We start from the raw sequence: 11,353 nt of genomic DNA, 5'->3' as shown, positions 1-11,353 counted from the left end.
TTCTTCATCAGACAATCTGTGTGAGCACTGCACATAACACGTATCTCTTAGGTAAGGAGGTGATCCAACCGCAGGTTCCCCTACGGTTACCTTGTTACGACTTCACCCCAGTCATGAATCACAAAGTGGTAAGCGCCCTCCCGAAGGTTAAGCTACCTACTTCTTTTGCAACCCACTCCCATGGTGTGACGGGCGGTGTGTACAAGGCCCGGGAACGTATTCACCGTAGCATTCTGATCTACGATTACTAGCGATTCCGACTTCATGGAGTCGAGTTGCAGACTCCAATCCGGACTACGACAGACTTTATGAGTTCCGCTTGCTCTCGCGAGGTCGCTTCTCTTTGTATCTGCCATTGTAGCACGTGTGTAGCCCTACTCGTAAGGGCCATGATGACTTGACGTCATCCCCACCTTCCTCCGGTTTATCACCGGCAGTCTCCTTTGAGTTCCCGCCATTACGCGCTGGCAACAAAGGATAAGGGTTGCGCTCGTTGCGGGACTTAACCCAACATTTCACAACACGAGCTGACGACAGCCATGCAGCACCTGTCTCAGCGTTCCCGAAGGCACTCCTCTATCTCTAAAGGATTCGCTGGATGTCAAGAGTAGGTAAGGTTCTTCGCGTTGCATCGAATTAAACCACATGCTCCACCGCTTGTGCGGGCCCCCGTCAATTCATTTGAGTTTTAACCTTGCGGCCGTACTCCCCAGGCGGTCGATTTAACGCGTTAGCTCCAGAAGCCACGGTTCAAGACCACAACCTCTAAATCGACATCGTTTACAGCGTGGACTACCAGGGTATCTAATCCTGTTTGCTCCCCACGCTTTCGCACCTGAGCGTCAGTCTTTGTCCAGGGGGCCGCCTTCGCCACCGGTATTCCTCCACATCTCTACGCATTTCACCGCTACACGTGGAATTCTACCCCCCTCTACAAGACTCTAGCCAACCAGTTTCAGATGCAATTCCCAAGTTAAGCTCGGGGCTTTCACATCTGACTTAATTGACCGCCTGCGTGCGCTTTACGCCCAGTAATTCCGATTAACGCTTGCACCCTCCGTATTACCGCGGCTGCTGGCACGGAGTTAGCCGGTGCTTCTTCTGCGGGTAACGTCAATTGATAAAGGTATTAACTTTATCACCTTCCTCCCCGCTGAAAGTACTTTACAACCCTAAGGCCTTCTTCATACACGCGGCATGGCTGCATCAGGCTTGCGCCCATTGTGCAATATTCCCCACTGCTGCCTCCCGTAGGAGTCTGGGCCGTGTCTCAGTCCCAGTGTGGCTGATCATCCTCTCAGACCAGCTAGAGATCGTCGCCTAGGTGAGCCATTACCTCACCTACTAGCTAATCCCATATGGGTTCATCCGATAGCGCAAGGTCCGAAGAGCCCCTGCTTTGGTCCGTAGACGTCATGCGGTATTAGCCACCGTTTCCAGTAGTTATCCCCCTCTATCGGGCAGATCCCCATACATTACTCACCCGTCCGCCGCTCGTCAGCAAGAAAGCAAGCTTTCTCCTGTTACCGCTCGACTTGCATGTGTTAGGCCTGCCGCCAGCGTTCAATCTGAGCCATGATCAAACTCTTCAATTAAAAGTGTTTGATGCTCAAAGAAATCGAAAACTTAGCTATTCATAAATGAATTTACTTTTGTTGTTCACTCTTCAAGACTTGATACATCTAATATTTTAGAAGATATCGTCTCTGCGAGTGCCCACACAGATTGTCTGATAATTTGTTAAAGAGCAGTGCAACATTCGCTGCCGTTTCCGGTCTTCTGCGTTGTTGCGAGGAGGCGTATATTACGTTATTCCTCTGAAGAGTCAAGAGTTTTTTCAAACTTTTTTCTTTTCTCTTCGCTGTCCTTCGTGGCTGTTGTCAGCTCATCGTCGGTCAGTGGATGCGCATTATAGGGAGATCTCGGATTAGCGCAAGTGTTTATTTCATTTTTTTTTCTGTTCGTTCTCTTTTTGAACTTTGCGTCTATTTTTGATACTAAAAACACCTTTTGCGTACAAAAAATATACACCTTATCTTTTTATTGTCTATTCGGTATATTCTATTAATCATGTTTTATTGCTCTGTTTCCGCTTTATTAGCAGATTTTCAATATTTATAGTAACGCATAGAAAAGATCATTTTCTCGTCAACGCCCCCCATCCACTGCTATGCTTTTCTTAATTTTATAAAGTAAAATCAAGTACGAGGTTAAATTATGGGGAAATCAACAATCAGGAACTATTTAAACCTTTCACCTTCTATTGATAAAGATGTTTTTATCGACGAAACAGCAACTGTCATTGGTGATGTGCGTATTAGCAAAGATGTCAGTATCTGGCCAATGGTGGTTATTCGTGGCGATGTGAATTACGTCAGTATTGGAGAAAGGTCAAACATCCAAGATGGTTCCGTTCTTCATGTAACTCATATCTCCCACAATGATCCTGAAGGTTTTCCTCTTATTATTGGTGATAATGTCACTGTCGGACATAAAGCAATGTTACATGGATGCACAATAGGTAATCGTGTACTAGTTGGAATGGGATCTATTTTACTTGATGGTGCAATTATTGAAGACAATGTCATGATTGGCGCTGGCAGTTTAGTTCCACCAGGAAAACGACTTGAGAGTGGTTTTCTTTACTTAGGAAGTCCTGCTAAAAAAATTCGCCCACTCTCATCAGAAGAGATAGAACACTTTATCTATTCTGCTAATAATTATGTTGAGTGGAAAAATAATTATTTAGATACTCATCAATCAGCCATTGATAAAGAATAAATAGGGTGAAGAGTTGATAACTCATACTCAGTGACCAGCTCTTCAAATTCTTCTTCAATGTCCCAACGATTTTGTTTAAATAATAATATTCCGTCTCCAATACCAAAACGCTCAATAAGCTCTTGCTCCGTAATTTGACAATTAAAAAGCATTCCATTGATCATAACAGGAAAAAGAACACAATGAGTCTCAGCTAACCATGTTTCACGCTCTGGGAATTGAATAGACTGGTTCATTGATTCAATTTTTCTCTCAAAACAGTTAAGACAGGGTTAATATCTGGCACACGCTCATACCATAGTTCAAATGCATAGGCAGCTTGCCCGACAAGCATGCCTAATCCATCAGATAAACGTGTACTTCCATGTTTTAATGCGTTGTATAGAAATGATGTCATGCCTGCTTGATAATAAAGATCATAACAAGCGGTTTCAAAGCCATATACATCATTAGGAATAGGCGGTAAGTCATTAGTCATACTAGATGCAGATGCATTTATGATTAAATCATAATGTCTATCAGCAACATCTTTAGGAGCAATCGCTCTAATCGTCCCAAATTGGCTAAATTCTTTTACCAGTTGCTCAGCTTTAGTGAATGTACGATTAGTCAAGGTAATATCGCAATCATAATCAAGTAATGGAAGCAATATTCCTCTCGTTGCACCACCAGCACCAATCACTAAAACGGACCCAACTTTGCCAGGCACAATAAAATCAAGCCTGGCTAGATCCAAAATAAGCCCTTGCCCGTCTGTATTATCACCAAGAAGTGAACCATCTTCCAGTTTAACAATAGAGTTAACTGCACCACATCCCTTTGCTCTATCTGTCAATTTATCTACAAAACGAAAGGCTTCTTCTTTAAAAGGAACTGTAACATTAGCACCTCGTCCTCCATTCGCAAAAAAACGAGAGGCTGTTTTATCAAATTCATTCAAAGGAACAAGTAAACGCCCATAGCCATACTCTATTCCTGTTTGTTTTGAAAAAAACTGATGAATAAAAGGTGATTGGCTATGTTCGATAGGATTTCCCATCACTAAATATTTTTCCATTACAATCACCCTTGTCGATATAATTCACCCGTTAACACATCTCGAATTTCAGAAGGATTTTGCCGACCACCAACATCCCCTTCAACAATAGGAATGATGTCCTGAAATTGTTCTCTTACTTCTTCAACTGTACGACATGGTGGCAATCCACTTAAGTTAGCACTAGTTGACACTAAAGGTTTTCCATAAGCCAAACAGAGCTCTTTAACAATGGCATGATCTGTCACTCTCACTGCCAAAGAAGAAAACCTCCCAGTTAACCACTTTGGTGTTGTCGACTTGGCGGGAATGACCCATGTAACCGGCCCTGGCCAAGATGCAAACATTCTGTCTCGTTGAGTAGGTGTTAATGCACTATCATCAATGTAAGGTTTTAATTGCTCATAATTGTCAGCAATTAAAATTAATCCTTTTTCGATTGAGCGTTGCTTTAGTGCTAATAGTGCCATAACAGCATGTTCATTATCAGGATCACAACCAACCCCGAATACAGCTTCTGTTGGATATGCGATAACTTTATTGTTATGTAGTGCTTCTATAATAGTATTATTTACAGGTGATGCTTCGTTATTCATGTTCTTCTCTTTTTGTTTGCGGCTTCCCACATAATTTGCTGGCGCACACTAATCTTACTCCCTGAGAAGACCTTTTTTCCATCAATAATAAATAATGACAATACTCACACTCACCATTAACAGGTTTATTATTTAACACAAATTGACATTCTGGATATCGGTTACAAGCATAGAATGTTTTACCAAACCGAGACTTGCGTTGTAACAATTTCCCCTTTCCGCATTGAGGACAAGGAATAATGGTTTCATCAGGTTTATCTATTTGTTCTATGTGTTCACACTCTGGGTAATTACTGCAACCAATAAACATGCCAAATTTACCCTGACGCAACACTAAATCAGCACCACAGCATTGACAAGGTTGCCCTTCTAGAATTTTTATAATTTGACCATCACCTTGCGATTTTAATGTTTTTATATAGTGACATTTAGGATAAGCAGAACATCCTAAAAAAGGGCCATGACCACCATTTTTCATGACCAACTCACTGCCACATTCAGGGCATTTGTCCTGTTCAGGTTGCTGTGTAAACGGCATATTTTTTACCATTATTTTACCTCATACACTTATTCCAATCGAGTATAGCCACCAGCCACAATAACGACTTTTTCTATAAGCTCAAGTTCTAATAAAAGAGGAGCTAATTCAGATGTTGATAATCCACTATCATGAGCAATTATATCAATAGGTACTATTTCATTAAAACGTACGAAAGGTAATATCATATCAATCGCTAATTGTTGATTTGGCGTAAGTTGCTCCCTTTGGATATCCTTTTTTTTATTATCAGAGAGCTGTATAAGTTTTTCATCTATCTGTTCTTGCGGCGATTCATATTCGCAAGTAAGCCACTGCAAAGAACTATTTAAATATTCTAAAATATCATCTGGTGAAGATGCTAAATTTGCACCTTGCTTAATAAGTTGATGATTACCTTCAAAATGAAGATCGCCTAATAGCCCTGGTAAAACAAACAATTCCTTACCCTGCTGCAATGCATAGTTAGCTGTAATCAAAGAGCCACTTTTAATTCCTGCTTCAATAATAAGCAATGTAGCACTTAACCCACTAATAATTCGATTACGCTGAGGAAAATAACGCGCTAAAGGAGGAGTCATGGGTAAATGTTCAGAAATTAGAAGACCAGACTCTTTTATTTGTGTTGCAAGAGTACGATGGAACGAAGGATAAATATGCTCTAAACCACTTCCAAGTACGGCAATAGTGACACCTTTATTATTTAGTGCACTTCGATGCCCTATTCCATCAATACCTTGAGCTAGCCCACTCGTAATAGTGAATTGGTTCTTTACCAGTTCTTGTGCAAAGTAAGTCGCCCATTTAGTACCATATGCTGTTGCATTTCGGCTACCTATTAATGCAATTTGTGTGCTGATTAAATGTTTTCGATTTCCTGCAACAAAAAGCAAAAGTGGTGGTGATGAAATTTGCTTTAATAAAGGTGGATAATCTGAATCCGTAATCGTTAATAATGATGATTCATTTTTATCTAACCACTTTAATGTATTATTGACAGCATCTGCATGAAGTCTTAAAAATTGATGACTTTGCTGTTCTGACAAGCCACAACTTTTTAATTGTCTATAAGTGAGTTGTGTGACAGATTGTAAATATTTTGCAATTTGAATGGCTTTATTAGTCGGTAATCTTGAAATAGCATTAAGTCTTATCCATATTTCTCTGACATCCATGCATTATCCTAATGTTATTTTTAGCAAACAGGATGAGTGCTAAACACACCAAATACTGTCAATCTAGATAATAAATGTCTAGAATAGACGTTAAATCCTATTCACATTTTAGAAACAGTCCGAATAAATTATGGCAGTGTTACACGTATTACATTATCCAGACGAGCGCCTTCGCACGATTGCAAAGCCAGTCGAAAAAGTTGATGCCGAAATTCAAAAAATTGTCGATGATATGTTTGAAACGATGTATTTAGAAGAAGGTATTGGCTTAGCAGCAACACAAGTGGATATCCACCAGCGCATTATCGTCATTGATGTCTCCGAAACAAGAGACCAAAGACTGGTATTAATAAACCCAGAACTTCTTGATGCTGAAGGTGATACAGGTATCGAAGAAGGCTGTTTATCTATCCCAGAACAACGTGCTTTTATTCCTCGTGCTGAGCACGTAAAAGTAAAAGCACTTGATTACAATGGCCAGCCTTTTGAATTAGAAGCTGATGACTTATTGGCTATCTGTATTCAACATGAAATGGACCATTTAGTTGGTAAACTGTTTGTAGATTATTTATCTCCATTAAAACGCCAACGTATCCGTCAAAAAGTTGAGAAACTCGATAAGCTAGATAAAAAAAGAGCTAAAGCAGGACAGTAACAGTTAAATTGAAACAGGAAGAAAACGTGTCTGATTCATTACGTATTATTTTTGCGGGAACACCCGATTTTGCGGCTCGACATTTAGCCGCATTGTTATCAACCCAACATCGTGTGGTGGGAGTAATGACTCCTCCAGATAAACCCGCAGGAAGAGGTAAGAAACTGACTATTAGCCCAGTTAAAGCACTAGCTTTAACTCATGATATTCCTGTTTATCAACCTGCCTCTTTAAAGCCAGAAGAGAACCATGAATGGATTATAGAACAACAAGCCGACATTATGATTGTTGTGGCTTATGGGATGATCTTACCTAAAGCCGTGCTTGAAATCCCTCGTTTAGGTTGTCTAAATGTACATGGTTCTCTCCTTCCTAAATGGCGTGGCGCCGCACCGATTCAACGCTCTTTATGGGCAGGAGATAAAGAAACGGGTGTCACAATTATGCAGATGGATGTTGGTTTAGATACAGGTGATATGTTGTATAAAGCATCATGCCCAATTACAAATGAAGACACCAGTGCGTCACTTTATGAAAAACTGGCAGAACTAGGCCCTAAAGCTCTAACGACGACACTCGATCTGCTTACATCAGGTAAAATAAAAGCTGAAAAACAAGATGATAGTTTAGCGAATTACGCCCAAAAATTATCTAAAGAAGAAGCAAAAATTGATTGGTCATTATCGGCAGAGCAAATTGAGCGCTGTATAAGAGCCTTCAATCCATGGCCAATGAGCTTCTTCATGCTAGACGAACAGCCGGTAAAAGTATGGAAAGCACACGTTATTGCAGATGATACAAATCAACCGGTAGGAACTTTATTAAAAGCAGATAAAACAGGTATTTATATTGCGACAGGTAACGGCATTCTAAATATCACTGAATTACAGCCTTCAGGTAAAAAGCCTATGGCTTCTGCTGATTTCCTAAACTCCAAGCGAGATTGGTTCACGCCTGGGAAAATCATTCAATAATAATTCTAAACCCTGATACTTATCCTTATCAGGGTTTCCTTTTTTCACGCCAATGTAACACTTCTCTGGCGCTCAATATTAAACGTTGACTCATTATGAAAACGTCATACAACTTACGTAGCATTGCAGCAAAAGCAATCAATCAGGTATTAGATCAAGGCTTATCTCTAAGCACTGTCATACCAGAACTTCAAAAAAATATTTCAGATAAAGATAAAGCTTTATTACAAGAAATTTGCTTTGGTGTATTACGCACATTGCCACAATTAGAATGGATTATTCAGCAACTCATGGATAAGCCATTAAAAGGTAAACAACGCATTTTACATTACCTCATTATGGTGGGTTTATATCAGCTTCTTTATACGCGTATTCCTGCCCATGCAGCTCTTGCAGAAACAGTAGATGGTGCCGTTGCACTAAAAAAACCACAGTTAAAAGGATTAATTAACGGTGTGTTACGTCAATTTCAACGTCAACAAGATATCCTTAATGAGCGTTTTCAAAATAGTGAAAGCCATTTTCTTCATCCATCATGGTTACTTGCCCGCATCAAGCACGCTTACCCTGAACAATGGATGAGTATTGTTGAAGGCAACAACAAAAAACCACCTATGTGGTTACGTGTTAATCAACAACACCATTCACGAGAAGAATATTTGGCATTATTGGCAGATAATGAGATTTCAGCCATTGCTGATGATAGCCATCCTTTTGCTATCCGTTTAGAAAATCCATGTAACGTTAACCTTCTTCCCGGATTTGCAGATGGTTGGGTAACAATTCAAGATCGTTCTGCTCAACGTTGCGCTGAATTATTAGCACCAAAAAATAAAGAACAAATTCTCGATTTATGTGCAGCACCTGGGGGCAAAACAACACATATTTTAGAGATAGCCCCTCAAGCTAAAGTATTAGCAATAGACATAGATGAGCAACGTCTGAAACGTGTACAAGAAAACCTTACTCGTTTGAAACTTAATGCTGTCGTCAAAAGTGGTGATGGCCGTTATCCCGAACAATGGTGTTCAGGTATGCTATTTGATCGCATTCTACTTGATGCGCCATGTTCAGCAACCGGTGTTATCCGTCGTCATCCTGACATTAAGTGGCTTCGTCGTAATGATGATATTGATCAATTAGCTCAAATTCAAAAAGAAATTCTTCATGCTATTTGGCCATACTTAAAATCTGGTGGCACATTAGTTTATGCAACATGTTCTATTCTTCCAGAAGAGAACATACAACAAGTTAAAGCATTTTTAACATCAACTAAAGATGCACAATGTCACTATCAACATCAGTGTTTACCTGAAGAAAAAGGTGGCGATGGTTTCTTTTATGCATTGATAAAAAAAATATGATCCCGTGATAAAAGATGCTATCGGATCCAAAAAACGCTACTATTTCAACGCAAGATCATCAAGATCTTGCGTTTCTTTTCTATTTGTTAATCGAATACTCTGAGAAATTACGATGAAAATTATTATCTTAGGCGCTGGTCAAGTCGGTGGTACTCTCGCTGAAAATCTTGTCGGGGAGAATAATGATATTACTGTCGTTGATACTAATGCTGATCGTTTACGTCAACTTCAAGATAAATTCGATTTACGAGTAGTCAATGGACATGGCTCTCATCCAAGGATCTTAAGAGAAGCTGGTGCTGAAGATGCTGATATGTTAGTTGCTGTCACTAATTCTGACGAAACGAACATGATTGCGTGCCAAGTTGCTTATACCTTGTTTAATACGCCAAATAAAGTTGCACGTATACGTGCTTCAGAGTTTGTTCGTGAAGCAGATAAACTATTTCTTCCTGAAGCTATTCCCATTGATTATTTAATATCACCAGAACATTTAGTTATTGATTATATTTATAAACTTATTCAATATCCTGGCGCATTACAAGTGGTTAATTTCGCAGAAGGCCAAGTCAGTATCGTTGCGGTAAAAGCCTATTATGGTGGTTCTCTTGTGGGTAATGCTTTGTCAACATTAAGAGATCATATGCCACATATTGATACACGTGTTGCTGCAATTTTTCGTCAAGATAGACCTATTCGGCCTCAAGGCTCCACTATCATAGAAGCTGGAGATGAGGTCTTTTTTGTTGTCGCATCTCAGCATATTCGTGCTGTAATGAGTGAATTACAACGATTAGAAAAACCATATAAACGCATTATGATTGTGGGTGGCGGTAATGTAGGTGCTGGTTTAGCTGCTAGATTAGAAAAAGATTATAGCGTCAAACTTATTGAACATAATCAACAACGTGCAACTGAATTAGCAGAACTTCTTCATGACACAATTGTTTTTTATGGTGATGCATCAGACCAAGAGCTTCTTGCAGAAGAACATATAGAACAAATCGATGTCTTTATCGCGCTGACTAATGATGATGAAGCTAACATTATGTCTGCTATGTTAGCAAAAAGAATGGGGGCAAAAAAAGCAATGGTCCTCATTCAGCGCAGTGCGTATGTTGATTTAGTTCAAGGTGGCGTTATTGATATTGCAATTTCACCACAGCAAGCAACTATTTCTGCACTTTTAGGTCATGTTCGTAAAGCGGATATCGTCAGTGTTTCCTCATTACGTCGCGGTGTTGCTGAAGCAATTGAAGCTGTGGCTCACGGTGATGAAAATACATCAAAAGTCGTTGGTCGTCGTATACAAGATATCAAACTGCCGCCAGGAACCATTATCGGGGCAATTGTTAGAAATGAAGATGTTATTATTGCAAATGCAAGCCACTCTATCGAACAAGGCGATCACGTGATTATGTTTATCACAGATAAAAAATATGTTCCTGAAGTTGAAAAGCTTTTCCAACCTAGTCCATTTTTCTTATAGAGATGACGTAGAAATAAGAATAATAGTGATTGTTACTTATAATGGTCTATTATTATCATGTTAGATACTATATTTTTACATAATAAATCTACACTTACACAAATAAGGGGTGGTTATGGCTTTTTTCAAAGAGTTTCGTGAATTTGCAATGAAAGGTAACGTAGTTGACATGGCTGTCGGTGTCATCATTGGTGCAGCTTTCGGTAAGATTGTTTCATCACTGGTAGCTGATATTATCATGCCACCATTGGGATTATTAATTGGCGGTATTGATTTTAAGCAGTTTAGTCTTGTACTAAGAGAGGCAAGTGGAGATATGCCTGCCGTTGTACTAAATTACGGTATGTTTATTCAAACTGTTTTTGACTTCGCTATTGTTGCATTTGCTATTTTCTGCGCGATTAAATTAATTAATAAAACACGCCGCCAAGCAGAAGAAGCTCCGAAAGCACCGCCAGCCCCATCTGCAGAAGAAACACTATTAACAGAGATCCGCGATTTATTAAAAAACCAGCAGAAATAAAAACTAAAAGGCCAGTGATAACAATTGAAAAAATCTTTTGTTATCACTGGCCTCCCAGTTACCCTTTTTGTTATGTTTTTCTTTTCTCACAAAACTACCTTTTCCTTTCTTGTTTTTTTCTACGCGCTGCCTAAATAATGGATCGTGAACCAATGCAGCTAAAGCATTCTCTTTAATAACACCTTTTTGGTGTTGATATTTGTTAGACATAACAAACCTCTT

At 39.5% G+C, this 11,353-nt stretch carries 12 protein-coding genes and 1 rRNA gene; 6 read left to right on the top strand and 7 right to left on the bottom strand.

Annotated features, from left to right (window positions below; all coding sequences use genetic code 11):
• Positions 1-52 precede the first annotated feature (52 nt).
• Positions 53-1,595: ribosomal RNA gene (locus GWI97_RS06615) — 16S ribosomal RNA — on the bottom strand.
• Positions 1,596-2,217: 622 nt separating this feature from the next.
• Here GWI97_RS06615 and GWI97_RS06610 point away from each other — a divergent pair.
• Positions 2,218-2,781 carry a gamma carbonic anhydrase family protein gene (locus tag GWI97_RS06610; RefSeq protein WP_036933191.1) on the top strand — a complete coding sequence of 188 codons (564 nt, stop codon included), beginning with the start codon at positions 2,218-2,220 and terminating at the stop codon, positions 2,779-2,781.
• On the opposite strand, the gene GWI97_RS06605 is transcribed toward GWI97_RS06610, so the two are convergent.
• Genes GWI97_RS06605 through dprA form a run of 5 tightly spaced genes read right to left on the bottom strand, consistent with a single transcriptional unit; the run spans position 2,757 to position 6,126 of the window.
• Entirely contained in the window at positions 2,757-3,017 is a 261-nt protein-coding gene (locus GWI97_RS06605; protein WP_036933192.1) for a DUF1488 domain-containing protein, read from the bottom strand. The genes GWI97_RS06610 and GWI97_RS06605 overlap by 25 nt on opposite strands.
• Positions 3,014-3,838: a shikimate dehydrogenase gene (gene aroE, locus GWI97_RS06600; protein ID WP_036933194.1), complete on the bottom strand. Its 825-nt coding sequence runs from the start codon at positions 3,836-3,838 to the stop codon at positions 3,014-3,016. The genes GWI97_RS06605 and aroE overlap by 4 nt, the downstream gene beginning before the upstream one ends.
• A 5-nt stretch (positions 3,839-3,843) precedes the next feature.
• Entirely contained in the window at positions 3,844-4,413 is a 570-nt protein-coding gene (gene tsaC, locus GWI97_RS06595) for an L-threonylcarbamoyladenylate synthase type 1 TsaC (protein WP_036933195.1), read from the bottom strand.
• The gene (locus GWI97_RS06590) at positions 4,406-4,963 is read right to left on the bottom strand and encodes a DNA topoisomerase family protein (protein WP_036933197.1); all 558 of its coding nucleotides are present in this window, start codon (positions 4,961-4,963) and stop codon (positions 4,406-4,408) included. Before GWI97_RS06590 ends, tsaC begins: the two co-directional genes overlap by 8 nt.
• A 17-nt stretch (positions 4,964-4,980) precedes the next feature.
• On the bottom strand, positions 4,981-6,126 hold the full coding sequence (gene dprA / locus GWI97_RS06585) for a DNA-processing protein DprA (RefSeq protein ID WP_036933198.1): 1,146 nt from the start codon (positions 6,124-6,126) through the stop codon (positions 4,981-4,983).
• Positions 6,127-6,256: 130 nt separating this feature from the next.
• Here dprA and def point away from each other — a divergent pair, with 130 nt between their 5' ends.
• The 5 genes from def (at position 6,257) to mscL (ending at position 11,131) form a co-directional block, all read left to right on the top strand.
• Positions 6,257-6,781 carry a peptide deformylase gene (gene def, locus GWI97_RS06580; protein WP_036933199.1) on the top strand — a complete coding sequence of 175 codons (525 nt, stop codon included), beginning with the start codon at positions 6,257-6,259 and terminating at the stop codon, positions 6,779-6,781.
• A gap of 26 nt (positions 6,782-6,807) precedes the next feature.
• Positions 6,808-7,755 carry a methionyl-tRNA formyltransferase gene (gene fmt, locus GWI97_RS06575; RefSeq protein WP_036933201.1) on the top strand — a complete coding sequence of 316 codons (948 nt, stop codon included), beginning with the start codon at positions 6,808-6,810 and terminating at the stop codon, positions 7,753-7,755.
• A gap of 95 nt (positions 7,756-7,850) precedes the next feature.
• Positions 7,851-9,119 carry a 16S rRNA (cytosine(967)-C(5))-methyltransferase RsmB gene (rsmB, locus tag GWI97_RS06570; protein WP_115370526.1) on the top strand — a complete coding sequence of 423 codons (1,269 nt, stop codon included), beginning with the start codon at positions 7,851-7,853 and terminating at the stop codon, positions 9,117-9,119.
• A gap of 112 nt (positions 9,120-9,231) precedes the next feature.
• Entirely contained in the window at positions 9,232-10,608 is a 1,377-nt protein-coding gene (gene trkA / locus GWI97_RS06565; RefSeq protein ID WP_036933204.1) for a Trk system potassium transporter TrkA, read from the top strand.
• Positions 10,609-10,723: 115 nt separating this feature from the next.
• Complete coding sequence (gene mscL / locus GWI97_RS06560) at positions 10,724-11,131, top strand: large-conductance mechanosensitive channel protein MscL (RefSeq protein WP_036933205.1); 408 nt, start codon at positions 10,724-10,726, stop codon at positions 11,129-11,131.
• 3 nt (positions 11,132-11,134) lie between these two features.
• Here mscL and GWI97_RS06555 read toward each other — a convergent pair whose 3' ends face one another.
• A complete protein-coding gene (locus tag GWI97_RS06555) occupies positions 11,135-11,341 on the bottom strand; it encodes an alternative ribosome-rescue factor A (RefSeq protein ID WP_036933207.1) in 207 nt (68 codons plus the stop codon).
• Between the last annotated feature and the right edge of the window lie 12 nt (positions 11,342-11,353).

Origin of the sequence: Proteus sp. G2300 (assembly GCF_009915965.1) — a bacterium.
Lineage (GTDB): Bacteria > Pseudomonadota > Gammaproteobacteria > Enterobacterales > Enterobacteriaceae > Proteus > Proteus vulgaris.
This window is presented reverse-complemented; position numbering and strand designations above follow the sequence as displayed.

Excerpts from the sequence above, each read along its gene's own strand:
- GWI97_RS06610 (WP_036933191.1), top strand. The coding sequence starts at position 2,218 with ATGGGGAAATCAACAATCAGGAACTATTTAAACCTTTCACCTTCTATT.
- GWI97_RS06605 (WP_036933192.1), bottom strand. The coding sequence starts at position 3,017 with ATGAACCAGTCTATTCAATTCCCAGAGCGTGAAACATGGTTAGCTGAG.
- aroE (WP_036933194.1), bottom strand. The coding sequence starts at position 3,838 with ATGGAAAAATATTTAGTGATGGGAAATCCTATCGAACATAGCCAATCA.
- tsaC (WP_036933195.1), bottom strand. The coding sequence starts at position 4,413 with ATGAATAACGAAGCATCACCTGTAAATAATACTATTATAGAAGCACTA.
- GWI97_RS06590 (WP_036933197.1), bottom strand. The coding sequence starts at position 4,963 with ATGGTAAAAAATATGCCGTTTACACAGCAACCTGAACAGGACAAATGC.
- dprA (WP_036933198.1), bottom strand. The coding sequence starts at position 6,126 with ATGGATGTCAGAGAAATATGGATAAGACTTAATGCTATTTCAAGATTA.
- def (WP_036933199.1), top strand. The coding sequence starts at position 6,257 with ATGGCAGTGTTACACGTATTACATTATCCAGACGAGCGCCTTCGCACG.
- rsmB (WP_115370526.1), top strand. The coding sequence starts at position 7,851 with ATGAAAACGTCATACAACTTACGTAGCATTGCAGCAAAAGCAATCAAT.
- trkA (WP_036933204.1), top strand. The coding sequence starts at position 9,232 with ATGAAAATTATTATCTTAGGCGCTGGTCAAGTCGGTGGTACTCTCGCT.
- mscL (WP_036933205.1), top strand. The coding sequence starts at position 10,724 with ATGGCTTTTTTCAAAGAGTTTCGTGAATTTGCAATGAAAGGTAACGTA.
- GWI97_RS06555 (WP_036933207.1), bottom strand. The coding sequence starts at position 11,341 with ATGTCTAACAAATATCAACACCAAAAAGGTGTTATTAAAGAGAATGCT.